We start from the raw sequence: 23,018 nt of genomic DNA, 5'->3' as shown, positions 1-23,018 counted from the left end.
TGGACGGATGCTGCAGCTCCAAGGCGGAGCGTTGCTTCCGGGCGCTGAGGCTCAAACGTTGAGCGATGAATGCGATGCATTGTGTGGGGAGGTTCTAATACACTTCTGTCAAAGGCGTCGACGAGACGCCATGACTTGACTGTAGACAATCACGCGATATAGCAGGTTGAGAGTTATTTGCGGTTGAGTTGCAGAAAACTTGATTGCCGTGTTTGGGCCGCTCAACTTAGCGAGTCGGTGAGCCACTCCATAAAGGCGGCGCACTCCCATCTCTCCAGGGCCCCAGGTTCCCAGCATAAGTAGTGCGCCATCGGTGAAGGCACGGATCGATCCGATATGCGGATGAGTCGCCCCCCCTCTAGCCATGACTGCGCCATACGGGTCCTCACTAGTGCCACGCCGAACCCGCACGCGGCTGCGTCATAGAGAAGCCCTAGATCGTTGAATTGAGCGCCCACATGCGGCTCCGTTCTCGTCAATCCACATGAGGAGAACCATGTCGTCCAAGGCTCAAGCGGGCTACGTATCAGACGCGCCTGGTCGATTTCACCCGCCATTTCGAAGCCTTCGAAGGGGCCGAACTCGTTGAGATAGGTAGGGCTGCAAGCCGGCGCCACCTCCTCCGAGAGAACGACGCGATGATCGACGTCCGCATATCCGCCGGCGCCGTACCGGATTTCCAAATCGGATGGCTCGGCTGTGACGTCCAGGAATGGGATGGAGACCTGCAAGATAAGGTCGATGTCCGGATACTTGTTGCGGAACAGTTCCAGTTTGGGCATCAGGAACTGCCTGGAGAAAGTTGGGGTCACCGCGACCCGCAGTCGCGTGGAAGAGGCTTTTCCATTTTTGACCGGCATCTGCTGTAGCGCAGCGAGGCCGCTTCGGACATTCGCCAGGTACGCTGCACCATGTGCAGAAAGCGTGAAGTCACTCCGCCCGAAGAGTTCAACACCGAGGTGAGATTCAAGCTGGCGGATTCGATGACTCACGGCGCTGGTTGTTACACACAACTCGTCGGCGGCACGTGTGGCGCTCCGAAGCCTTGCAACCGTCTCGAAGGTGACAAGACATTGAATGGGCGGGATGTGTTGCAGGGCCATATCTTCTCTCCGTTTGGTGGGCTACCCAGGGCGGATATGCCGCATGTCATCGCTTGAGGCCTAGGGAGCGGCCACACTTCTTGCTGCTCTGTCGCTCGAGCACCATGCCAACGCTGCAACGAGCAAGCGCCCCCAGATTGCTTGCTCAGGATCGACTCACTGGGTCCTCAGGCAAGGACGTACGTGACGCCCTGCAAGGGAAGACCACCAAGTAAGTCGCTCTCCAACCCACAGTGACCTCGCCGCGGGAAGGTCTCTTAGCGATCCGATCTCTTCGTCGACTCCTGCTCCAACCCATGGCCGCGACTGCGTTAACTGCTTGACATTATGCCGCACCAATCTAAACTTATGTAATCGATTGCACGCAGTGCTGTTTTCGCCTCATCACCGTACTGGCATTGGTTATTTACAGTCTCTGATGCAGGTTACCGTAACGTATGTAATCGATTACCACATCACACAGGAGGCAACAATGCAGGAACGTCGTCGTAAGTTTTACGGGTGGGGCTATGAGGGTGACACCGTCACGCCGGACGAAATCCGGGAGTTCGAGGCAGCGTGGACACGCTTGCTGGGTGTCGAGCACTTCGAAGCGACACCTTTTCCGACGCCCGAAGAAATTTCGCTGCGCAAACCTCGCGTACAGCTGCCCGCGTCGCTTCGCGAAATCTGCACAAGCGATCATTACGACCGCCTGTATCACACCTACGGCGCGGGCACCATGGATGTTGCGCGCGCAATGCGCCGGGAATTTTCCAACCCGCCGGACGTCATCGCCTACCCGCGCACTGAGCAGGACATCGTGGACCTGTTCGACTGGTGCGGGCGCCAGAACGTTGCTGCAGTTCCGTACGGCGGCGGCACCAGCGTCGTGGCCGGCGTGAATCCGCCCGAGCACGATCGTTACCGTGGCGTGGTGTCCATCGACATGAAGCACTTCAACAAAGTGCTGGAGGTAGACCAAACATCGCAGGCCGCGCGCATTCAAGCGGGCGTCCTTGGCCCGGAGCTGGAACGACAGCTCAAGCCCACCGGCCTGACCATGCGATTCTTCCTGCAAGCGTGGGAGTTCTCGTCACTGGGGGGTTGGATCGCAACGCGAGCAGCAGGCCACTTTGCGACCGCGTTCACTCAGATCGACGACCACGTCGAGAGCATGCGAGTGGTAACGCCCCAGGGTGCCATTGAATCCCGACGTTTCCCGGTATCGGGTTCGGGACCCAATCCGGATCGACTTTTCCTCGGCTCCGAAGGCGCACTGGGCATCATTACCGAGGCGTGGGTCAAGCTTCACCGCCGGCCGGTCTTCCGCAAGCAGGTGACCGTACGTTTCCGTGACTATGCGCGCGCTGTCGAGGCCACACGGGTACTGTCTCAATCTGGACTGAACCCTGCCAATGCCCGCCTTGTGGAACGCGAAGAAGCCTTGTACACGGGTTCGAGCGACGGCAGCTATGACATTCTCGTGCTGGGATTCGAGTCCGCCGACCACCCGGTCGAGGCACGCCTGAAGCGAGCACTGGAAATTTGCGCGGAGTGCGGCGGCGAATGGGACGATGATCCGGTCAGCGGAAACCAAGGTGGTGCGGACGCTGCGACATCGAGCTGGCGAAACAAGTTCCTGCGCGGCCCATACCTGCGCGAGTACGCCATTGCTCGCGGCGTCATGCGCGAGACCATGGAAACCGCGTGCACGTGGGACAAGTTCGCCGCTCTTCACGCGCACGTCAAGGCAGAAACGCATCGGGCCATTCGCGAAGTTACCGGCCGCCCGGGTTCGGTGACTTGCCGCTTTACCCACCTCTACCCTGATGGCCCTGCGCCATATTTCACGTGGTTTGCCTATGGCGATAAGGCTCGATTGCCCGAGCAGTTCCAAGCGATCAAACGCATTGGAGAGCAAGCCATGGTGGACGCAGGCGGTACGGTGACCCACCACCATGCGCTTGGTCGGGACCATCGCCCTTGGTACGACAAGGAACGGCCGGAGCTGTTCTGCACCGCGCTAAAGGCCGCCAAGCAGGCCTTTGATCCGCACCAGGTCTTGAACCCTGGCGTGCTGTTCGACCCGAGCTAATTAGTTAGAAACTCAAAAAAGAGGAGTAGGAGATATGGCAGGCCCCCTTGCAGGTATCAAGGTCCTAGACTTGAGCCGGATCCTTGCTGGACCCTGGAGCACGCAACTATTGTCCGACCTGGGCGCTGACGTGATGAAGGTTGAGCGTCCCGGCACCGGCGATGACACGCGAGCTTGGGGCCCGCCGTTCCTTACTCGTGAGGATGGCACGACGACGGAAGAGTCGGCGTACTTCCTTTGCGCCAATCGCGGGAAGCGTTCGATCACTCTGGATGTCAGCAGCAAGGTCGGTCAGGATTTGCTGCACGAGCTAGTCAAAGATTGCGACGTCTTCGTTGAGAACTACAAGTTCGGCGATATGCAACGTTACGGGTTGGACTTCAAGACCCTGAGTGAGATCAATCCTCGGCTCGTCTACTGCTCCATCACCGGCTTCGGGCAGACGGGCCCATACCGCAAGCGGGCTGGATACGATTTCGTGGTGCAAGCCATGGGCGGGCTGATGAGCATCACAGGCGAGCGCGACGGCGTCCCCGGTGGCGGCCCGCAAAAATGCGGGGTGCCCATATCGGACTTGATGACTGGCATGTATGCAAGCGTTGCAATTGTCAGCGCGCTATTTGAGCGAGTCGGCAGTGGCCGCGGGCAGTACATCGATATGAGCCTGCTGGATACGCAGGTGGCGTGGCTGGCAAACCAGGCCTCGAACTATTTGGTGGGCGGGAGCCACCCGCGTCGTTGGGGCAACGCGCACCCCAATCTCGCACCTTATCAGTCATTCCCTGCAAGCGATGGCTCTCTGATCGTAGCAGTCGGTAATGACCGGCAGTTCCGAGCCATGTGCGAAGCGCTGGGTTTAATCAATCTTCCGGATGATGACCGCTATCGACGCAATGCGGATCGTCTAAAGAACCGTGAAAGTCTTGTGGAGGTGCTCTCGGCTCGCTTTGAAGAAGAAGAGAGAGACACGTGGCTCAAACTGCTGGAATCGGTCGGCGTACCTTGTGGCCCGATCCAGAGCATTCCAGAAGCACTGGAGGATCCCCATATCCGGGCGCGTGAAATGGTTTTCTCTTTGCCCCACAGCAGCGGTGCAAGCGCGCCCCAGGTTGCGAACCCTATCAAGTTCTCTCGCAGCAGTATCGACTACCTTCGCGCGCCCCCAGCGCTGGGCGAACACACTGAAACCATCCTGAAAAATGAGCTCGGGAAGTCTGTGGAGCAAATTGAGGCAATGCGCCGCGATGGGACGATCTGACGTGTAATCCGCCCGACCACAGTGATCACCATAAAGATCACGTTCAAAGGAGACAGACATGCATCGATTGCTACGAATTGCGGGGGCATTAGCCGTTTGCGGAGTGACACTGACCATCGGTCTGGCCGCCGCCCACGCTAAGGAATGGCCGGTCCAGCCGATTCGGGTCGTTCTTCCATATCCCCCTGGCGGCGCCTCAGACGTGACCGCCAGGCTCCTAAGCGCTAAGCTTAGCCAGGCATGGGGAGAGTCTGTTGTTGTGGAGAACCGGCCTGGCGCAAACGGCATCATCGCTAATGAAGCCGTTGCGAAGGCGCAGCCTGACGGCTACACCGTGCTGATGGCCAACCTTGGGCCGAATGCCATCAACCCGGCCGTATACGGGAGACTTCCTTATGACACGCTGAAAGACTTTACGCCAGTTGTCTTGGTGACAAAGGTGCCGCTCATTATCGTCACGGCAGCAAATTCGCCGGTGAAGGACCTGCGCCAACTGGTCTCATTAGCAAAGGCCAAGCCAGGACAGATTACCTTTGGATCTGCAGGCAACGGTTCGGGCAGCCATCTGGCCGGGGAACTCCTTAGTACCATGGCTGGCGTCAAGATGAACCACGTTCCCTATAAGGGAGACGCGCCTTCGCTCACAGACGTGCTCGGTCAGCAGATCAATGTTGCCCTTCCCACCGCGCTTGCTGGAATGCCACATGTCAAGAGTGGAAAACTCAGGGCTCTTGCGGTCACGAGCAAGACTCGATTGCCGGCACTGCCCGATGTGCCGACGGTAGATGAAGCGCTCGGGATAAGCGGATACGAAGCCGTTTCTTGGGGTGGATTTATGGTGCCGACCGGGACCTCACCAGCCATCGTTGCTAAGATGAACAGCCAGTTCAACAAAGCCCTTCAGGATCCGGAGGTCCGCGACAAGCTGATGGCTCAAGGCGCGCAGATCGCAGGCGGCACCCCGGAAGCATTCGATGCGTTTCTGCGCACCGAAGTTACGAAATGGAAGCGCGTGGCTGATTCAGCAAAGGTCCGGCTCGACTAGCCCTCACCGGGAATGCCGGTCCGTCGTCGGGATACCCCCCGACGACGGAAACTGCCTGTGGACTACCAAGGTCGTTACAATGACGGCAGTCGGCCGATATCCCAGGCTGAAGATAACCGCTGATCCGATATGGTGAATGTCAAGCAAGTCGCCCTCCTCGCCGGCGTTTCCTCGGCAACAGTCTCCCGTGCACTGACATCGCCGGATCGGCTGCGACCTGACACGCTGGAGCGCGTGCAGAACGCCATCGCAAGCCTCAACTACGTCCCGTCTTCCTCGGCTCGGGACCTGCGTCAAGGGCGCACGCGATCGGTCGGCATCATTGCGCCGACACTGATGAACGAGCTTTACGCGAAAGCGGTCGATACCTTAGAGGCGCAGCTCGATCGGCTCGGATACACCGTTTTATTGACGTGCCACCGGGACGACAGTGAGACAGAACTACGCTGCGCGCGCGCGCTTTTGGAGCGCAGAGTCGACGGAATCGCCATTATCGGGTCACAGCATCACCCTGACGTCTTCTCGCTAATCCACAAGCATGCCATTCCGTATGTCCTAATGTGGGCCGTCGATCGTGAGGGTATGCATCCCACGGTGGGATATGACAATCGCTTGGCGATGCGCAGGTTGACGAGCTATTTGGTCAAACAGGGACATCGAAAGTTTGCCGTCCTCCCAGGGCCACTAGAGACTCAATTTCTCTCCTCTCAACGACTTCTGGGCATCCAAGACGTCCTCAGTGAGAACGGCATTTCGATACCCGACGACCGCATTCTCCCGACACCGTACGAAGCATCTGCCGTCCGGCAAGCGGTTCGGACCTGTCTCGAGCGTAATGACTCGCTGCCGCATCAGGAACAGCCGACTGCCCTGATATGCATCAATGACTTCGTTGCTGTGGCAGCGATCGCGGAGTGCCGCACATTGGGACTATCGGTTCCGAGCGACATCTCAGTTACAGGCTTCGGCGACTGGCAGATGGCGGAACTGATGACGCCCGCACTCACGACCGTACACTCGAATCCCGTTCTGATTGGCGAACTTACTTCTCGTAACCTGGTTGATCAGATTGAAGGCGGGTCCAAACGCATTCAGACCGAGTTCGAGCCTGACCTTGTAGTTCGCGAAAGTACGGCGCCGCCCCAATAGTTGGTGAGCCAAACTACGTTTTGTCGCTACGGACGGAACTCAGCCGTCGCTCTAGCTAGGCCCTCACCGGGCACAAAGCGGTCGAAGCATACGTTGTCCAGCTATTAAATGAAGCGTTGCAGACAACGTTCTGAGGGAATTCTTCAGTCATGCGGGGCGCCTAATGGATATCAGTCTCTGCTCCATCCTGATGTCCGCTTAGGGTGGGCCGGTAAGCGCCGGTCATGCCACTGACCTTTGATTGAGGCGTCAGGGTACCGCCGTTGCCAACTAAGTCGAACGTGTCCCAAAAAGCGGACACATTCGTCCCCTCCGGCGCGAGCCAGAAGCGTCACCGCACGAAAAGGGAGTTCGAACCTATTTCGGCCACCCCGCTTTGGCTGCCGCCGCATCCAGCGCACGAGAAAATCGCCCGATGTCTTCCGGCCGGAACTCGGCCAGAAACAGTTCTTTGACCGCCGCCTCGTAGATGCCCCACATCTTCTTGCGCAAGGCCTTACCTTGCCGTGTGACGGACACGAACGCGGCGCGGCCGTCTTCCTCTGACCGGATACGGGTCACCAGCTCTTCACGCTCCAGCCGGTCAATCAGGCGAGTCAGGTTGTACCGCTCGATGGCAAGCACATCGGCCAGCTCATGCATCCGGCGGCTTTCCTCCGGCCCGCTTTCAATCCCCCACAGCACGTCGTACCACGCGTAGACAGGCAGTCCAGCCTCGGCAAGACGCCGATCCACCTCACGTATCAAGGCCCGGTGCGACCGTACAAACGAAAACCACAAATCCGGCTTCTCAGTCGACATGGTATCTCCAATAGTTGCAGTTGCAATTATGCCGCAGAGCGCTCACAATGCCCAGACGATTGCAACTGCAATTTATTTGAAGCGCAATGGCCACGCCTATCCGACCGGGCCTGATGCGAACCGAAGCCCCGTCAATCCCATGGAGACAGAGATGAATGCCCCGGTGTTGCCGCTACACGTATTGCCGCTGGATGTGGACCCGCAGGAAACCCAGGAATGGATTGAGGCCCTGGCCGCCGTGACCGAAGTGGAAGGCCGCGAACGCGCCCACTACCTGATCGGCCGCCTGCATGAATCGGACGCGGCCCGACACGGGGATTTCCATGGCGCAATCACGACGCCCTACGTCAATACGATTGCCGAATCGGGCGAGCAGCCGTACCCAGGCGACACCTCGATCGAGCGCCGACTGGCCGCCATGGCGCGCTGGAATGCCATGGCGATGGTGTTGCGGGCGGGCAAGCACTCCAACGTCGGCGGGCATATCGCCACATATGGGTTCTCCGCTTTCTTCTGATGTCTACGGGTCGACCTTCGATTCTGTTGTTGAGGGTAAACCCCCCTTTGCGCCACATAGGTAGGCTACCTAACATTAGCCACCAATCGCCCTCGGAGATATTTCCATGACGGAGTCGCCTGCTCCCACCCCTTCCTCCAACCCATCTTCCGCGGTAGAAGGGCGCTGTCCTTTTGATGCGGCTGCGAACGAGCCGAAATCAGCGTGTCCTTTTCACGCTGAGGGCGACAGCGGCGGAATCCCAGATTTCCCCCCTAAGCGCGTAGATCCCTTGGCGCCGCCGCCGGTGTTCTTCCAGATGCAACAGAAGGGCGAATTGGCACAAGGTAAGCTTTGGGACGGAAAGATCGCTTGGCTTGTCACGCGTTATGACGATGTTCGCGCTGTCTTGTCGGACTCTCGCTTTAGCTCCGACGTCTCACATCCGGGATTTCCCTCTTCCAGCGCCGCAGTAAAGGTTGTTCGGAGTAGTAACCGGACCTTCATTACCATGGATGAACCCAAGCATTCAGAGCAACGGCGGATGCTGACCAGCGAATTCACGATCCGAAAGATCGAGAATCTGCGGCCGCGACTTCAGGCCATCGTGGACAAGCTCTTGGAAGATTTTGCGATGGGGCCGCAGCCTTCTGACCTGGTTAGCGCCTTTACATTGGCGACACCAGCATTGGCTATCTCAGAGTTGCTTGGTGTTCCATACGACGATCACGACTTCTTCCAAGAACAGGCGATGATCATGACGTCGAGCACCGCGACGAGGGAAGAGGCTAGCGCCGCGAATCAAGCGTTGTGCGAATACCTGCGTGAACTGGTGGCGAAGAGATCCGAAAGCCCCGGGGAGGACATCCTCAGTCGCCTTATCGTTAATCATGTACGGAAGGGCGATATCACTGAAACAGACGTGGTCTCGCTTGGAAGGCTTCTGCTGATTGCCGGGCACGAGACGACGGCAAATACGACGTCGATGGGGGTGCTCTTCCTACTTCAGAGGCCGGACATCTGGGAAGAGCTTCGCCAGAATCCAAGCCTCGTTCCAAACGCGGTGGAGGAGATGCTACGCTTCCTGGATGTCATACAGTCCGGGACGCGACGTGTCGCACTGGAGGACGTTGTCGTGAATGGGCAATTGATCCGAGCCGGTGATCCCGTTGTCGTGCTTAGTATTTCCGCAAATCGCGACCAGGAGCAGTTCAAAGATCCCCACGTCTTTGACCTCCGCCGTGATGCCCGGACACAGATCGCATTCGGATACGGCCCGCATCAGTGCATGGGACAAGTTCTCGCCAGAGTCGAAATGCAGATCATGTTCACCGCCCTACTGAAGCGCCTGCCGAATCTTCGGCTGGCCGTGCCCATCGAGAGCCTCGCGTTCAAGAGCGATTCGCTCATGTATGGTGTTAGGGCACTGCCCGTTAGCTGGTAAATCCACTACGGCGAATCACGATGAAAATCACAATCTATCCCGAAAAATGCTGCGGTTCCGGCCAATGCGTCGTCAATGCGCCGGATCTGTTCGACCAAAAGGATGACGGAATCGTCATTCTTTTGAATGCCGATCCGTCGGCCGATCAATACAAAATCTGCACGCTTGGCTGCTGGGATCTGTCCGGCGTTGGCAATCGAGATTCACGAGGCTCTCTGATGATTCCCCTAAGCAAATCGTAGTCATCGGGGCAACGGCCGCCGGCATCACGGCGGCACGAGCAGCCTGCGCGCGCGAGGCTGGGGCGGATGGTACTTCCATCGCAAAAGAGGGCGGCCTGCCCAACGGCCGCCCATCTCTTTCGAAGCGGTTGATGGCTGGCAAACGTTCAGTAGAGCTCCTCTAAATAGATCGCCTAGCGGGCATAAAATTTCATTCCGCAAATAACATCTGCCGAAACTTTAAATCTATTATAGAAAGATGACTCAAAGTCATAGGATTGGCTCCACCCAATTCTGTTCGAAATATCCGGTATAGATCTTTCCAGTCCTGCCAATTCGAACAGCGAACGCATAAGCCGCTGCGTGTTACATATTTCCGTGAAGCAATTGCCCTGGCTGAAGAGGGTCCGCCTGACTCTCGAGGATGTTGTCTGCAAACTATCCGCTATATCTGCAATATTCCAAGCTTCCTTTGGATTCATAAACACCGACAATGAAATTGCCTCCCAAAGCGGCCTGGAATCCCACAGATCGTGCATTGGTTGATCACGCACCACAGAATAACTAGTTACATCCAGATCGAAGCTGCAATGCGAGCTCTTAAAAATAGAGCCGCCCAAGAACAGACTCGCAGGAGAAAAAGCGGGGAGCTTCACGAACTTCCCCTCTTTAATTACGCGTGAATAGCCTTGTCGGATGATTATCTGCTCGCCACTCAACGAAGTCACTTTCATTGGAATTGGAAGAAAAATATCATGGATCCCGACTTGGCTTCGTGACTGAAGTTGCGTCTGCATCAATTACGCTACTATCCCGGTCCGATACTATGAGCAGCGCGAGGATGTACCACCGCGCTGCCGGAAACGATGAGGGTCACCCGCCATCGCAATTCATCGAGCACTTACTCTTCGCGGCGCCTTAGGCAGCCTTGTCAAGCTCGGGATGCATGGAGTCCGACATCTGCGCCAGATGATGCAGCGTATCTCCGAACACCGATTCCATTTGGGTAAGGCGTCTAAAATAGTGGCTGACGATATACTCATCCGTCATTCCAATCCCACCGTGCAATTGCACGGCCTGCTGGCCGACGAATCGCATCGACCCGCCCAACTGATATTTCGCTTGTGCCATGGCGCGACGTCTCTGGTTCGCCGGCGCGTTGACGTTGAGCGAGGCGTAGTAGCTCATAGACCTCGCGAGCTCTAGACTCATCTTCATATCTGCGACGCGGTGACGCAACGCTTGGAAGCTCGCGATAGCGACGCCGAACTGCTTGCGCGTCTTCATGTAATCCACCAGAGCCTCCAGGGTTACGTCCATCACGCCCACGGCCTCTGCACACGTCATTGCAATGCCAAGATCCACGGCATACGACAGGCAATCCTGGCCTTCGCGGGTGACTAGCGTGCCCGGCGCCTTCGACAACGTCAGCTCCGCGGCGCGCGAGCCGTCGACAGTTTGATAAGGGTGTACCAATACACCTGGGGCGGAGCGCTCCACAAGGAACGCTCCGAGAGTGTCAGCAATCATGGCGGGTACAATGTACGCAGCAGCATGATCGCCAACCGGCACGAGGCTCTTACTCCCAGTAAGCTCCCAACCTTCCGCCGTCTCGACTGCTCGCGTCTCGCACGTATCGATGCGATAACGATTCGCGCGCTCCTGCTGGGCCAGTACGACCAGACTTTCTCCAGAAGCGATCGTAGGCAGCCACGCCGCACGTACGCTTGCTTCGGCGTAGTTCGACAGCACTGCACCCGCAAGTAGAACTTGCGCCAGCGGTTCGAGTACGATGCCCCGCCCCAGTTCCTCCATAACCACCATAACGTCGACCGGCCCCATACCGACGCCGCCATACTCTTCTGGGACGTAAAGTCCAGTCAGCCCAAGCTCCGCAAGCTCCGAATACGCGTCCGGGGAAAATCCGCCGCTGCTCTCGGAACTGCGACGGTGCTCAAACGTATAGCTACGCTTTACCCACTTTCTTACTGCATCTCGCAGTTGGTCCTGGTCGTCAGTGAATTCGAAATCCATGCTCTACTCCTTTATCCGAGGACCACTTGCGAAACAATGTTACGCTGCACTTCATTGGAGCCACCGTAGATAGTGGTTTTCCGCAGATTAAAATATGTCGCGGCAAGCGGAGCGTTCCGTCGCTCTCCACCTGGGAACTCGCCATCCCACTCCGTCAACATAGCGTCTTGAATAAATGGGAGGCTATAGGGACCTGCAGCCAGCATCATCAATTCACTGTAGCGCTGTTGAATCTCACTGCCTCGGATTTTCAGTAGGCCTGCGATATCCAATGGATTCTTCCCGGATTTTTCTGCCGAGATAACGCGAAGAACCAGCATTTCGAGCGCGATAATATCTACCTCGAGCTTCGAAACCTCGTCTTTGAAACGAGGGTCGTCCATCATGCCTTCTGCAGCCGCGATTCGCTTCAGGCGTCGGAGCTCACGCTTGGCACGCCCGACTTCTGCAATGTTCGAGCGTTCGTGACTGAGAAGGTGTTTGGCATAGGTCCAGCCCTTATTTTCTTCGCCAATCAGGTTCTCAACGGGGACCTCAACATTGTCGAACCAGACCTCATTGACCTCGCACTCGCCGTCCAGCAGCTTAATGGGCCGAACCGTGACGCCAGGCGAACGCATGTCAATGAGCAGGAAACTGATCCCTGCCTGCGGCTTCCCTTCTGTATTGGTCCGGACGAGACAGAAAATCCACTCCCCGTACTGAGCCAACGTGGTCCAGATCTTTTGACCATTGACTATGTACTTGTCTCCCTTTCGCTCCGCTCGTGTCTTGAGCGAAGCCAGGTCGGAACCCGATCCCGGCTCGCTGTAACCCTGGCTCCACCAAACATCGCCCGTCACAATGCCGGGCAAGAAGCGCGCCTGTTGCTCAGCGTTACCAAATGCCATGATGACTGGTGCCACCATGACAGGCCCATAGGGCACGAGTCGCGGTGCTCCTGCCAACGCGCACTCTTCCTCGAATATGTGCCGCTGCACTGGTGTCCAGCCCGTGCCGCCGAACTCGACTGGCCACTTATACGTCAGCCAACCCTTTTTCCCCAGAATTTGGTGCCAACGCTGCATATCGGTGCGGGATAGCTGCAGTCCGTTGTGCACCTTGTGCGAGATCTCCTTCGGCAAATGGGCGTCGATCCACGCATGTACCTCTTTTCTAAATTCCTGCTCTTCTTCTGTGAAATTCAGATCCATTTCTCAGTCCCCTACTGTGTTAGTTAGTCCTAGCGGCCCACGAAAACGGGAGCGCGACGCTCCTTGGCCGCCAACGCCCCTTCCCGGGCGTCTTCACTCCTGGCCAGCATCTGAGCTTGGCACTGGGCGCTATAGCCTGCCTCAACCAGTCCTACCGGAATCGAGTGTCTCGCCGCCTGTTTGAGGAAACGCAGTACCAGCGGCGCTGCGCTCGCAATCTGACGCGCTGTCACTAGAGCTGCCTCTGTTTCGCTTCCTGGTTCACAGAGTTCGTTTACGAATCCGACTTCATAGGCCCGTTGGGCGGATACCGGGCGCCCGGTCAACATGAGCTCCATCGCGATCTTGTGGGGAATCCGACCGACCAGCGAGCTAATCAAGCCGGCTGCCATGCCTAGGCGACCTTCGGGATAAACGAAGGTCGTTGCCGAAGTCGCTACACAAAGATCGCAGAATGCAAGCATCGATACGCCCGCCGCTATCACGGGGCCATTAACCGCTGCAATAACCGGCTTTCCAATGTCAAATGCGACATTGGGAATGGCATGCCAAAAGGAATCCGGTGGATCGTTCGTGTCGAGGCCTGCCGTAAACACCGACCCCTCTGCACGTAGCAGGGCAACGCGATCCTCTGAGCCCGCGAAGTCTTGCCACGCGTCGTGCAACGCGTCGCACATTTCCGAGTTCAGCGCGTTTCTCTTATCCGGCCGATTCATCGTAATGACCCGGACGAAATTTTCTGATTCGATTTTTATCAACTCGGCCATGGCGTTCTTAACGCTTCTTGTTCAGGAAGGATTTGAAGATTTCCTGAGTGGCTTCGGTATTCAAGAGTTCGGCGAACATCTTCACTTCCAGGTCGAGCGCAGAACCCACAGCGGCACGATTCTCGTGGTTCAACATCCGCTTTGTCGCGCGTACCGAAGCCTTGGGAAGCTTTGCCAGTTCGGCAGCCGTTTCGCGCGCCCGTGCAAGGGCTTCCCCGTCCTGCGTCAGCGACGTCAGAAGCCCGGCATCGAAAGCTTCTTCTGCATCAAAGAACTTTCCAAGCATCAACCACTCACGTGCCTTCCGGACACCTACCAGCGATTCGAGCAGGTAGCTGGATGCGCCCTCGGGGCACAGACCCAGCGATACGAACGGCATGCGGAAGCGCGCATCTTGGGATGCGTAGGCAAAATCGACGTGTTGCAGCATCGTGGCGCCGATTCCAATCGCCAGTCCCTCGACTGCTGCGATTAGCGGCACATCGATCGCGGCCATCTTCCGGAGAAGCGTGACAGCAGGGGAATCTTCATTACCCCGCCGGGTCTGGAAATCATTGATATCGGCACCGACAGTGAAGTGTCCGCCCGCACCATGCACGATGACTGCGGCACATTCCTTGTCCGCGTTGGCCTCATCCAGAAGACGGGTCAGTTCCTGGTACATCGCGGCGCTGATCGCATTGCGCTTTTCTGGACGCGCAATGCAAATCTCCAGGACGTTTCCGACATTATTAGCTTGGATGCTCATGATTGCTCCTGAAGTGTCTTTTTTGACGTTTGGCAACTAATCACCCCACGTTCTTCGAGACCGGCGATGTGGTCCGCGGAAAGTTCTAGCAAGTCGGAAAGCACGTCTTCTGTGTGCTGACCGAGTTTCGCGGGCGCCCGAACGTAGTGCACCGGCGTTTTACTGAATTTGATGGGATTGGCGATGCCCCGTACCGAGCCGATACCTTTGTCAACCGGCACGTCGATCGCCATCTGACGGTGGATGACCTGTGGGTGAGCAAAGGCTTCCTTGTAGGTATTGATACGACCGTGCGGGATATCCGCTGCGGAGAACGCGGCAAGCCAATGCTCGGTTTGGCGCGCCGCAAGAACCGACGACACCTGCGCAATTAGCGCCTCTCGATTCCGAATGCGTCCGGATGCGGAATAGAACGTCGAATCCCGGGCCAGTTCTTTGGCGTCGATCGCTTGGCAAAAGCGTTGCCACTGGGAATCGTTCCCCACAGCAACTACCACCTTACCGTCTGCCGTATCAAAGACTTGATACGGTACGAGAGACGGATGCGCGTTCCCCCACCGGTGCGGTTCGGCGCCATTGATCAGGCACGACAATCCCTGATTCGACGACAAGCCAACCAGACAATCGAGCAGTGCCAAATCGATGTGCTGACCTTCTCCCGTGACATTCCTGTGGTTCAACGCGGCGAGGATCGCGACCGTCGCATACAGTCCCGTCGTCAGATCAGCAATGGCGATCCCGACCTTCTGTGGCCCACCACCAGGCTCGTCATCACGCTCGCCCGTTATGCTCATCAGCCCGCTTTCCCCCTGGAAAACGAAGTCGTAGCCGGGGCGGTCAGCGTACGGCCCGGATTGGCCGTACCCGGTGATAGAGCAATAGATCAGGCGCGGATTGATCTTTTTCAGACTGTCGTAGTCAAGCCCTCGACGAGCCAGATCACCAACCTTAAAGTTCTCTACAAAGATGTCGCACTCAAGAACGAGCTTACGGATCAGATCCGCACCGTCTGGGTTGGCGATGTCCACGCCAACCGATCGTTTGTTCCGATTTGCGGAAGCGAAGTAGGTGGAATCCTCAAGCACTTCCGCTTCACTCGTCATCGCATACGGCGGCCCCCACTGCCGCGTATCATCCCCTCGCGATGGGTGCTCAATCTTGATGACATCGGCTCCCATGTCGCCCAGCATCTGGGTACACCATGGCCCTGCGAGCACTCGCGTCATATCCAATACGCGAATGTTCCCTAGAGCTTGTTTCTGCATAAGAGACATCCCGTCATCCCTCGTTCATTTGGATAGATTTGTACTCGAGGAACTCATCCAAACCGACGTGACCCGCCTCCCGGCCAACACCGCTTTGTTTGAAGCCGCCGAAGGGCGCTACGGGGTTGAATCGGGCGCCGTTAATATCGACCTGTCCTGCACGAATCTTCTTAGCGGCGTCGAGTGCGAGGTCAGGATCGCCCCAAACGGCCGCCGCCAGGCCATACACCGTTGCGTTGGCGATGCGGATGCCGTCGTCGATTTCGTCGTAGGGAATCACGCAGAGCACGGGGCCAAACACCTCTTCCTTGGCCAGATAGTTATGTTGATCTGTGAGAAACACCTTCGGGCTGACGAAGAATCCTGCAGGCGGAACATCCTGGCCTGACGCGATGAGCGTGGCGCCCTCCGCTACCCCTTTTTCCGCTAGTTCCTGCACGCGGTCACGCTGCTTGCCAGAAATGAGCGGGCCGATCCGATGGCCTTCGACGAGGCTGGATCCGACAGAGAACTTGGCGAGTTCTTGCTTCACCAGGGCTTCGACGGCCGACACATCACGCGAGTGAACAATCAACCTGGTCAGCGCGCTGCAAGTCTGACCGTTGTTGAGGAAGCAGGAAGCGAGCGTTCCCTTGACGGCCACAGTCAGGTCCGCACCCGGCAATACCAAGGAAGGCGACTTGCCGCCCAATTCCAGCGTCACCTTCTTAATGGTCGACGCGGCCAAGCAAGACACTGCACGACCCGCTTCCGTGGATCCTGTGAAGCTAACCATGTCCACGCCGTCAGCTCGCGCCAACGCTGCGCCCACTACCGCACCCAAGCCGTTCACAACGTTCACCACGCCCGAAGGAAAGCCTGCGTCATTGATGGCATCGCAGATAAGGCGCGTTGTTCGGGGCGTCAATTCACTTGGTTTGAGCACGACTGTGTTCCCGGCCAGAAGCGCGGGCACCACCTTCAGAATGATCTGATGAAGCGGGAAATTCCATGGCGTGATACATGCCACGACGCCGAATGGCTCCCGGACGATGACAGATGGGCCCGTTCGCGATTGCCATGGAAATCCTTCCGCCAGCTTTACGAAGTTCCCAATGTTCCGAATGGGCGAGTCGACTTGAACGATGCGTGAGATCTTCAAGGGCGTGCCAACCTCAGCCGCGATAGCATCGGCCAACGACTCCTGCCGATTTGTGAGTTGGTCTTTTAGGCGATTAAGAATTGCGCATTTGTCCGACACGGATGTTGCGGACCAGCTGGCCAATGCGTTCTGCGCGGCACCCAAGGCGAGACCGACGTCCTCCTCGGTACCTGGAAGAATTTGGGCCGATACCAGGCCAGTATTCGGGTCCTCTACGTCGATGAGCTGTGTGCCAGAAGCACGGCGCCACGATCCCCCGATGTATTGCTGATCGAAGATCTCCGGCATCACGACTGCACCTCTGAAATCTCTTCGACTTTCTCGGGGCTACCGGACCATCCCCACGCCAACGAGGTTCGGGATACACCAAGTAGGACGCCATTCAGCGCGCTCGGATGGATCCAGAGGCCGTCCTGCTCGGGCTTGCCCGTGTCGGTCCTTCGGGTCCACTTTGCGTTGCGCGATTCGAGTCGCCTGATTACGTCCGCCAAATCATGCGTTTCGATGTAGCACATGTAAAGTGCGTCACCTCGCTTGCCCGAAAACCTGCCCATGGCAAAGGCGGGATCATGCGCTTCAGCCAATTCGATGCGATCGAGACGATCCGGCGCGAACATCAGCAGCGTGCCTTCATAGCCAAATCGCGCGAACGTGATGTCTACTGCCTTGTCGCGCTGCAGGCCCAGTTTTCGCGCGTAGCAATCCGCGACTTCTCGCCAGTCGGTGCTGAGAACCATGGTGAGCTCGTACAGAAACGACACAGGACCATTCGCTCGAACCCGCGCTGCCGCTTCGCTGACAACGAGTGGCATGCCATAGAGGCCGCCCGCGTTCAAATAGAGACGGCCGTCGGCTTCAGCAAATCGGATACCTTGCTCGGCAAGGAACCTCTGGCATTCAGCCAGGCTAGCTGTCGAGACCCCTCCAAAGAAGAGGCCTTCCCCGAAGCTATCAAGATGATCACTTACGACCCCTGCTCCCCGCGGGGTCCAAAGTTCGACCGTGCTTTCGCCGATTACCAGGCTACGGCCACGGGCATTCAGATGGTCGCTTGCAAGCTCATCAAGATACTGCGCCCCAAGTACTTCCCTGTAGTTCTGCTCTGCTTGATCGAGGTCGCGCACCGCAACGAGGATTCTGTCAACCGAGTTCAACATTGCTTCTTCCTTAAAGTAACTGACCTACTGCACGGTGATGTGCGCGGTACGAATGAGCTTTTGCCATTTCGCCGACTCCTGCTGGATGAATCGGCCGAACTCATCTCGTCCTGCGCCAGAGATGATTCCGCCGATGTCGCCAATCTTGCTGCGGACGTCAGGCATCTTGAGTACAGCTTGAATTTCGGCATCCAAACGGGTGACGATCGGCTTCGGCGTTGCGGCAGGTACCAAGACGCCGAACCAACCAGTGATCTGATAGTTGCTCAGACCAGCTTCAGTCATCGTTGGGACGTCCGGCAGCAACGGGGAACGGACAGCACTCGTGATGGCGAGTGCGCGAACCTTTCCGCCTTTTACGAGATTCAATGCCGAAGGCATGTTGTCAAACATGATCGGTACATGGCCTGCCATCGTGTCGTTCAGGCCGGGGCCGCTACCGCGGTATGGCACATGAACCATGCGCAGGCCCGCTGTCGAAGCGAACAGTTCACCCGCCAAGTGCAAAGATGTTCCGTTGCCAGGCGTTGCGTACGACAAGGGATTGGGCTGTTGCTTCGCGTACTGAACGAGTTCCTTCACCGATTTGACCGGCAGTTGCGGGTTGACCACCAGCAGGTTGGGAACCTCCGCCAGGAGCGTCACCGGCGCGAGATCTCGCGTGGGAGAAAAGCGAGCGTCGGGAGTAAGCGTGGGGTTGATGGCAATAGGACCAATATTGCCCATAACGATGGTGTATCCATCAGCGGGCTGTTTCGCAACATAGGCCGTGCCAACATCGCCCCCAGCGCCTGGCTTGTTCTCGATCACCACGGGCTGCCCGAGTCGTTCAGAGAGCTTGGCACCGACGATACGTGCCAGCATGTCAGTGGTGCCGCCCGGCGGATACGGCACGACCCACTTGATCGGGCGACTCGGCCAGGACTCGCTGGCGTTCGCAACAGATTGACCGGTCGCTGCCCAGCACCCCACCACAGCGGCGCTAAAGCCCAATATCCATCGTTTCATTCGTTGTCTCCTGACCTCAAGAAGCAGGTTGCATCTCAAGGGCACCTGGTTTATGATGTTCACTAGGTGAACTAGCGGTACACAGGGTGTACGAATGAAGAATAATAGATCGATCCAACGCTGTCTAGCGGTGCTGCGCGCTTTCCGAGAGAACGGGCGACCTACGTTGGCGGAGTTGTCGCGTGCCGTAGACCTGCCGCACCCGACCGTTCTGCGCTTTCTATTGACTTTGGAGGAGGAGGGATATGTCGCGCGCGAGGGCAACCAATGGCGCTTGACTACCCGAGTCTTCGAAATCGGCTTTGCTGCTTTGGAAAGTTTGGGAGTGACAGACTCGGTTCAGCAGATGCTCCAGCAACTGGCTGACACGTACGCAGGAACATCCAACCTGGGTGAAGCGAACCCCGACGGGGTGATCATTATTGGAAGGGCGATGGCACTCGCGGAACGCCGTCGCCTCGTGGTGATGAATCTCCGGGTTGGAAGCATCCTGCCTCCAAGTAGCGCGCTCACACAGGCGTTGACCCTCGGGGTCGGTGAATGGGCGATGGTCGAGTATCCAGAGAGCAATCAGATCTCAGTTGCAGTCCCGCTTGCTCGGGTTGGCAACCGCCAGCTGGCTATCGGGATTTCCACATCGCCAGCCGAGGCGACACCCGAAAGGATCGAGAATGAAATCATTCCAACACTTCAGAATGCCGCAGCGATGGTCTCAAGGCTTGTTGGGATGGGGCCAGCGTAGGGAGTTCGCTCATCGCCCCGGGTGCGGAACCGTCGACTGATCAACACGAATCTGCCCGCTTGGCCGCTGGGATCTGTCCGGCGCTTGCAATCGAGGTTCACGAGGATCTCTGATGATTTCCCGTGAGCACATCGTAGTCGTCGGGACACCCGCCGCCGGCATCACGGCATCACGGCATCACGGCGGCACGAGCGCTGCGGGCGCAAGGGCTGGCCCGGACGCCTTACTCTCATCGGAAAAGTAGGCGGCTTACCCTAGCATGGCGCTCATTGGACACGCCGACGAGGCCAGTTTCGCGACGGCTTGTGAAACGCGACGCATCATACTGACGCACGATTCTGATTTCTTGGATAATCAGCGCTTCCCATTTCACCGTAACCCAGGCGTGGTCGTTCTACTAGCTGCAACTGGCAATGGGACGCTGGAAATCGCATTAGCAGATCACTTGCGCATACTAACGCCCCGTACGGCAACGCCCATGTTGGCGCCAATATCTTCGCAACAGACGATCGAGAATGGACCGTCCGCAGGCATACTCGCGCCGAAGGAACGCACGTTGAAACCCGCATCAAGCTGCATCCAGGAGATGACGCCCTAATTTGGGAGTAGCGGAGGCGTACCTAGCTACGCAGACGATTCTGCGACATGAAAGTTGCCGGGCAGGATCAATCTTCGAAGCTGTTCTGATGCGTGGTGTCTGCGACACTGCCGCTTTGGCTGGCGGTCAACGTAAAGGCATTGAGATCTGGGGCCGCTCAGTAGCCAGTACTTTGAGCCCGCATCCGATACTCCAGATCAATGCGGCCACCTTGGTTGTCAGCGTGCTCGTACTGATGATGGCGCGACAACCCGGTGTTCTGGCGATGCACAACTGTCATAGTTGCTGCGGCGCGATCCGTCACTAGGGAATCGCCTTATGTGGACGCCTCCCGGATTGCAAGCCGATTGACATGGTGGTCGACAGGTGAAGGCAGCACGCCTATGTCCGGCCCTTTTGTGCAGGCCGCTCAGCCTGCTGGCCCATATGGAATTCGCTGGCGAGGTCCTCATCTGATCATCGAGCGTTGCTGCTCACATTCCCTATCGGGTTTTCCTCGCCCCGGTCCAACCTGTTAGCCATCATGCGATCAATGCTTGCGCTCCTTGAGAAGAAGTCAGTTCAGGCGGGCCACGCACCTGGCTATGCAGCCATGGCGGGTGCCGTGTATCTCGTATCCCTTGCTAGCACCGCCCAGATGGTCCGGGCGAGTTTGTTGGCTACGGCAGCCACCACTACATTGAAAGGACGTCGCTGAAGCAATCCGTCGAGCCAGGCGGTTCATGCGCCTTTGATGATCACCGATCTGGCGCCGTGTATGAGTAGGGTGCGCAGGTAGGTGTCACCTCGCTTGCTAATGCCAAGCTGGCGCACGTGACCACCGGTGCCCGTTTGTTTCGGTACCAAGCCTAACCAGGCAGCGAACTCACGCCCGGAGCGAAACGTTTTGGCATCGCCGATCGCAGCCACCGCAGCCGTGGCGGTTAGCAGCCCCACGCCAGGAATTTCAGCGATCTTCTGGCATTCCTGATTGTCGCAAAGCGCAACCTTGAGCCGACGTTCCAGCACAGCGATTTCCTTGTCGGTTGCCTGCACGCGTGCCCATTGCTCTCGTAGGCTGTCGATCAGTATGGCTGGCAAGCGATTCGCGATCTTGGCAAGCGCACCAGAAATTTTTTCGGCAAATTCCCGAGATCCTTCCGGAAGGACTTCACCAAACTCATAGAGTAAGCCGCGCAATGCGTTCGTCTGCATGATCCGGAACTTCATCAGTTGAGCCCGGATGCGGTGCAGCGCCAGAATGGTCTGTTGCTGCTCGCTCTTGATCGCAACAAACCGCGCCTCGGGCTGCTGGACTGCTGTCCAGATAGCTCTGGCATCGGCAGCGTCGGTTTTATTACGCAACACAAAGGGACGAACCGATCGCACAGAGATGAGCTTCACTTCGTGGCCGAGCTTCTGCAGTTCTCGTGCCCAACGGTGGGCGCTGCCGCAAGCTTCGATGGCAATGAGTGAACGCTCCCGCTGAGCAAGGAAGTCGGTGACCTGGCTCCGCTTCAACTTGATGCGCTCGATTTCACCGGTGTTGGCATTCACCGCATGAAGTTGGAAGACATGCTTGGCAATATCCATGCCGATGACGGTAAGCTTCATTTTGGATCGTCCCGATCAGGGTCGTTTGCAATCGACACCTCCACTTTGGCATAGGGATGCCATGGCAGCGAGGACCCTTACAGTTACTCTTGCAGGTAAGCGGCGCCCCGTTGCCGGGGGGAGGCGTCCATACCATCTGATTAAATCAGTGCGCGAGTCATCGAGGCATTGGGTGAGCGCGTTGTCATGAGCGTGTCCATGATTCAGGTCCTGTGATGAAGCGACAGATCAGTTTTGCGGAAGCGGAAAGTCACGGCAAGAAGCGTGTGACGCGCCGCCAGCGCTTCCTGTCGGAGATGGAGAGCGTGGTGCCGTGGGCGCGCCTGATTGCGGCGGTCGAGCCGTACTACCCCAAGGGCAAACGTGGCCGGCCGCCGATCGGCCTTGAGCGGATGCTGCGCATTTACTTCCTCCTGCAGTGGTACGGGCTGTCGGACGAGGCACTGGAAGACGCGCTGTACGACAGCATGGCGATGCGGGCGTTTGCCGGGATCGACCTGGCAGTCGAGGCGGTGCCAGACGCGACCACGCTGCTGAAGTTTCGCCGCCTGCTCGTCGAGCATGAACTGACGCGAAAGCCGACGGCTTCGGGAAGAGTTTGCCAAGTTGCAGGTCGAGGTCAATGAAGAGAAGAGTCGCACGGTGGATTTGGACTGCGGTGAGAGCTTTGGCTTTCTGGGATTCGACTTCCGTCGATTGCGCAGCATAAAGAGACAGGTGTGGCGAGCGCACTATACGCCCAAGTTGAAGAAACGCACGGCGTTGCTGCGCAAACTCAAGGAGGTGTTCAGGCGATACCAGTCGCAGCCGGTGGATCGGGTGGTGCAACTGATAAATCCGGTGCTACGTGGCTGGGTGAACTACTTCGCGGTCGGACACTCCAGTGAGTGCTTCAGCTTCATCCAGGACTGGGTGGAAAAGAAGGTCAGGCGCCATCTGGAGCGCTCCCGGAATCGTCGGGGCTTCGGCTGGAAGACGTGGAGTAGGCGGTGGCTCTATGACGAACTGAAGCTGTTCAACGGCTATCGGGTTCGTCGTCGACCATCGACGAAAGCGGCCCCGGCATGATAGGTCCCATATACCTTGACATGAAGCAAACAGGAAAGCGTAGTGCGGGAAAACCGCATGCTGCGTTTGACGTGGCGGGAGTTGGAAACGTGACTATGGTCGCCGGATTG

20 protein-coding genes and 3 pseudogenes are annotated in these 23,018 nt (G+C 57.6%); 11 read left to right on the top strand and 12 right to left on the bottom strand.

The window, feature by feature from the left end:
• Positions 1–221 precede the first annotated feature (221 nt).
• Positions 222–1,103 (bottom strand): LysR substrate-binding domain-containing protein, encoded by an 882-nt coding sequence (locus tag DFLDMN_RS23895; protein ID WP_043355340.1) that lies wholly within the window; start codon positions 1,101–1,103, stop codon positions 222–224.
• 472 nt (positions 1,104–1,575) lie between these two features.
• Between DFLDMN_RS23895 and DFLDMN_RS23890 the strand changes: the two genes are divergently transcribed.
• The 4 genes from DFLDMN_RS23890 (at position 1,576) to DFLDMN_RS23875 (ending at position 6,632) form a co-directional block, all read left to right on the top strand.
• Positions 1,576–3,180: an FAD-binding oxidoreductase gene (locus DFLDMN_RS23890; RefSeq protein ID WP_043355342.1), complete on the top strand. Its 1,605-nt coding sequence runs from the start codon at positions 1,576–1,578 to the stop codon at positions 3,178–3,180.
• A 34-nt stretch (positions 3,181–3,214) separates the two neighbouring features.
• On the top strand, positions 3,215–4,438 hold the full coding sequence (locus tag DFLDMN_RS23885) for a CaiB/BaiF CoA transferase family protein (protein ID WP_043355344.1): 1,224 nt from the start codon (positions 3,215–3,217) through the stop codon (positions 4,436–4,438).
• Positions 4,439–4,496: 58 nt separating this feature from the next.
• Positions 4,497–5,483: a Bug family tripartite tricarboxylate transporter substrate binding protein gene (locus DFLDMN_RS23880; RefSeq protein WP_043355346.1), complete on the top strand. Its 987-nt coding sequence runs from the start codon at positions 4,497–4,499 to the stop codon at positions 5,481–5,483.
• A gap of 129 nt (positions 5,484–5,612) precedes the next feature.
• On the top strand, positions 5,613–6,632 hold the full coding sequence (locus tag DFLDMN_RS23875; RefSeq protein WP_043355348.1) for a LacI family DNA-binding transcriptional regulator: 1,020 nt from the start codon (positions 5,613–5,615) through the stop codon (positions 6,630–6,632).
• A 357-nt stretch (positions 6,633–6,989) separates the two neighbouring features.
• On the opposite strand, the gene DFLDMN_RS23870 is transcribed toward DFLDMN_RS23875, so the two are convergent.
• The gene (locus DFLDMN_RS23870) at positions 6,990–7,433 is read right to left on the bottom strand and encodes a MarR family winged helix-turn-helix transcriptional regulator (RefSeq protein WP_043355349.1); all 444 of its coding nucleotides are present in this window, start codon (positions 7,431–7,433) and stop codon (positions 6,990–6,992) included.
• Between the two features lie 151 nt (positions 7,434–7,584).
• Between DFLDMN_RS23870 and aceE the strand changes: the two are divergent.
• From aceE to DFLDMN_RS23855, 3 genes and pseudogenes are all read left to right on the top strand, one after another.
• Positions 7,585–7,947, top strand: a pseudogene (gene aceE, locus DFLDMN_RS23865) (pyruvate dehydrogenase (acetyl-transferring), homodimeric type); the annotation flags it as partial.
• A gap of 109 nt (positions 7,948–8,056) precedes the next feature.
• Positions 8,057–9,373, top strand: coding sequence for a cytochrome P450 (locus tag DFLDMN_RS23860; RefSeq protein WP_081201625.1), 1,317 nt, complete (start codon positions 8,057–8,059; stop codon positions 9,371–9,373).
• 20 nt (positions 9,374–9,393) lie between these two features.
• Positions 9,394–9,615, top strand: a complete 222-nt coding sequence (locus DFLDMN_RS23855) for a ferredoxin (RefSeq protein WP_196765233.1) — start codon at positions 9,394–9,396, stop codon at positions 9,613–9,615.
• A 173-nt stretch (positions 9,616–9,788) separates the two neighbouring features.
• On the opposite strand, the gene DFLDMN_RS23850 is transcribed toward DFLDMN_RS23855, so the two are convergent.
• The 9 genes from DFLDMN_RS23850 to DFLDMN_RS23810 all read right to left on the bottom strand — a co-directional run bounded on the left by DFLDMN_RS23850 (position 9,789) and on the right by DFLDMN_RS23810 (position 18,907).
• Positions 9,789–10,391, bottom strand: coding sequence for a hypothetical protein (locus DFLDMN_RS23850; protein ID WP_124684263.1), 603 nt, complete (start codon positions 10,389–10,391; stop codon positions 9,789–9,791).
• Between the two features lie 121 nt (positions 10,392–10,512).
• A complete protein-coding gene (locus DFLDMN_RS23845; protein ID WP_043355352.1) occupies positions 10,513–11,628 on the bottom strand; it encodes an acyl-CoA dehydrogenase family protein in 1,116 nt (371 codons plus the stop codon).
• 11 nt (positions 11,629–11,639) lie between these two features.
• Positions 11,640–12,821: an acyl-CoA dehydrogenase family protein gene (locus tag DFLDMN_RS23840; RefSeq protein WP_043355354.1), complete on the bottom strand. Its 1,182-nt coding sequence runs from the start codon at positions 12,819–12,821 to the stop codon at positions 11,640–11,642.
• 29 nt (positions 12,822–12,850) lie between these two features.
• Positions 12,851–13,588 (bottom strand): enoyl-CoA hydratase/isomerase family protein, encoded by a 738-nt coding sequence (locus DFLDMN_RS23835; protein ID WP_222205859.1) that lies wholly within the window; start codon positions 13,586–13,588, stop codon positions 12,851–12,853.
• Positions 13,589–13,595: 7 nt separating this feature from the next.
• Complete coding sequence (locus DFLDMN_RS23830; protein WP_043355358.1) at positions 13,596–14,336, bottom strand: enoyl-CoA hydratase/isomerase family protein; 741 nt, start codon at positions 14,334–14,336, stop codon at positions 13,596–13,598.
• Positions 14,333–15,601 (bottom strand): CaiB/BaiF CoA transferase family protein, encoded by a 1,269-nt coding sequence (locus DFLDMN_RS23825; RefSeq protein WP_043358200.1) that lies wholly within the window; start codon positions 15,599–15,601, stop codon positions 14,333–14,335. Before DFLDMN_RS23825 ends, DFLDMN_RS23830 begins: the two co-directional genes overlap by 4 nt.
• Before the next feature lie 13 nt (positions 15,602–15,614).
• Positions 15,615–17,030 (bottom strand): aldehyde dehydrogenase family protein, encoded by a 1,416-nt coding sequence (locus DFLDMN_RS23820; protein WP_043355360.1) that lies wholly within the window; start codon positions 17,028–17,030, stop codon positions 15,615–15,617.
• The gene (locus tag DFLDMN_RS23815; protein WP_052495072.1) at positions 17,030–17,899 is read right to left on the bottom strand and encodes a VOC family protein; all 870 of its coding nucleotides are present in this window, start codon (positions 17,897–17,899) and stop codon (positions 17,030–17,032) included. Before DFLDMN_RS23815 ends, DFLDMN_RS23820 begins: the two co-directional genes overlap by 1 nt.
• Before the next feature lie 24 nt (positions 17,900–17,923).
• Positions 17,924–18,907 carry a Bug family tripartite tricarboxylate transporter substrate binding protein gene (locus DFLDMN_RS23810; RefSeq protein WP_043355363.1) on the bottom strand — a complete coding sequence of 328 codons (984 nt, stop codon included), beginning with the start codon at positions 18,905–18,907 and terminating at the stop codon, positions 17,924–17,926.
• A 94-nt stretch (positions 18,908–19,001) separates the two neighbouring features.
• Between DFLDMN_RS23810 and DFLDMN_RS23805 the strand changes: the two genes are divergently transcribed.
• Together DFLDMN_RS23805 and DFLDMN_RS23800 are read left to right on the top strand one after the other, a co-directional pair.
• Positions 19,002–19,649, top strand: coding sequence for an IclR family transcriptional regulator (locus DFLDMN_RS23805; RefSeq protein WP_043355366.1), 648 nt, complete (start codon positions 19,002–19,004; stop codon positions 19,647–19,649).
• A 259-nt stretch (positions 19,650–19,908) separates the two neighbouring features.
• Positions 19,909–20,247, top strand: coding sequence for a DUF5615 family PIN-like protein (locus DFLDMN_RS23800; protein WP_423200320.1), 339 nt, complete (start codon positions 19,909–19,911; stop codon positions 20,245–20,247).
• A 582-nt stretch (positions 20,248–20,829) separates the two neighbouring features.
• On the opposite strand, the pseudogene DFLDMN_RS23795 reads toward DFLDMN_RS23800, so the two are convergent.
• Positions 20,830–21,840: pseudogene (locus tag DFLDMN_RS23795) on the bottom strand (IS110 family transposase).
• Positions 21,841–22,055: 215 nt separating this feature from the next.
• Between DFLDMN_RS23795 and DFLDMN_RS23790 the strand changes: the two are divergent.
• Positions 22,056–22,418, top strand: a pseudogene (locus DFLDMN_RS23790) (IS5/IS1182 family transposase); the annotation flags it as partial.
• A 28-nt stretch (positions 22,419–22,446) separates the two neighbouring features.
• On the top strand, positions 22,447–22,908 hold the full coding sequence (locus DFLDMN_RS23785) for a group II intron maturase-specific domain-containing protein (RefSeq protein WP_224039293.1): 462 nt from the start codon (positions 22,447–22,449) through the stop codon (positions 22,906–22,908).
• The last annotated feature ends 110 nt before the right edge of the window (positions 22,909–23,018 follow it).

The sequence above is a fragment of the Cupriavidus sp. H19C3 genome (assembly GCF_049393815.1).
Classification (GTDB): Bacteria; Pseudomonadota; Gammaproteobacteria; order Burkholderiales; family Burkholderiaceae; genus Cupriavidus.
This window is presented reverse-complemented; position numbering and strand designations above follow the sequence as displayed.

Excerpts from the sequence above, each read along its gene's own strand:
- DFLDMN_RS23850 (WP_124684263.1), bottom strand. The coding sequence starts at position 10,391 with ATGCAGACGCAACTTCAGTCACGAAGCCAAGTCGGGATCCATGATATT.
- DFLDMN_RS23880 (WP_043355346.1), top strand. The coding sequence starts at position 4,497 with ATGCATCGATTGCTACGAATTGCGGGGGCATTAGCCGTTTGCGGAGTG.
- DFLDMN_RS23890 (WP_043355342.1), top strand. The coding sequence starts at position 1,576 with ATGCAGGAACGTCGTCGTAAGTTTTACGGGTGGGGCTATGAGGGTGAC.
- DFLDMN_RS23805 (WP_043355366.1), top strand. The coding sequence starts at position 19,002 with ATGAAGAATAATAGATCGATCCAACGCTGTCTAGCGGTGCTGCGCGCT.
- DFLDMN_RS23840 (WP_043355354.1), bottom strand. The coding sequence starts at position 12,821 with ATGGATCTGAATTTCACAGAAGAAGAGCAGGAATTTAGAAAAGAGGTA.
- DFLDMN_RS23815 (WP_052495072.1), bottom strand. The coding sequence starts at position 17,899 with ATGTTGAACTCGGTTGACAGAATCCTCGTTGCGGTGCGCGACCTCGAT.
- DFLDMN_RS23825 (WP_043358200.1), bottom strand. The coding sequence starts at position 15,601 with ATGCAGAAACAAGCTCTAGGGAACATTCGCGTATTGGATATGACGCGA.
- DFLDMN_RS23870 (WP_043355349.1), bottom strand. The coding sequence starts at position 7,433 with ATGTCGACTGAGAAGCCGGATTTGTGGTTTTCGTTTGTACGGTCGCAC.
- DFLDMN_RS23885 (WP_043355344.1), top strand. The coding sequence starts at position 3,215 with ATGGCAGGCCCCCTTGCAGGTATCAAGGTCCTAGACTTGAGCCGGATC.
- DFLDMN_RS23810 (WP_043355363.1), bottom strand. The coding sequence starts at position 18,907 with ATGAAACGATGGATATTGGGCTTTAGCGCCGCTGTGGTGGGGTGCTGG.
- DFLDMN_RS23800 (WP_423200320.1), top strand. The coding sequence starts at position 19,909 with ATGGCGCTCATTGGACACGCCGACGAGGCCAGTTTCGCGACGGCTTGT.
- DFLDMN_RS23835 (WP_222205859.1), bottom strand. The coding sequence starts at position 13,588 with ATGGCCGAGTTGATAAAAATCGAATCAGAAAATTTCGTCCGGGTCATT.
- DFLDMN_RS23875 (WP_043355348.1), top strand. The coding sequence starts at position 5,613 with ATGGTGAATGTCAAGCAAGTCGCCCTCCTCGCCGGCGTTTCCTCGGCA.
- DFLDMN_RS23895 (WP_043355340.1), bottom strand. The coding sequence starts at position 1,103 with ATGGCCCTGCAACACATCCCGCCCATTCAATGTCTTGTCACCTTCGAG.
- DFLDMN_RS23830 (WP_043355358.1), bottom strand. The coding sequence starts at position 14,336 with ATGAGCATCCAAGCTAATAATGTCGGAAACGTCCTGGAGATTTGCATT.
- DFLDMN_RS23820 (WP_043355360.1), bottom strand. The coding sequence starts at position 17,030 with ATGCCGGAGATCTTCGATCAGCAATACATCGGGGGATCGTGGCGCCGT.
- DFLDMN_RS23860 (WP_081201625.1), top strand. The coding sequence starts at position 8,057 with ATGACGGAGTCGCCTGCTCCCACCCCTTCCTCCAACCCATCTTCCGCG.
- DFLDMN_RS23845 (WP_043355352.1), bottom strand. The coding sequence starts at position 11,628 with ATGGATTTCGAATTCACTGACGACCAGGACCAACTGCGAGATGCAGTA.
- DFLDMN_RS23855 (WP_196765233.1), top strand. The coding sequence starts at position 9,394 with ATGAAAATCACAATCTATCCCGAAAAATGCTGCGGTTCCGGCCAATGC.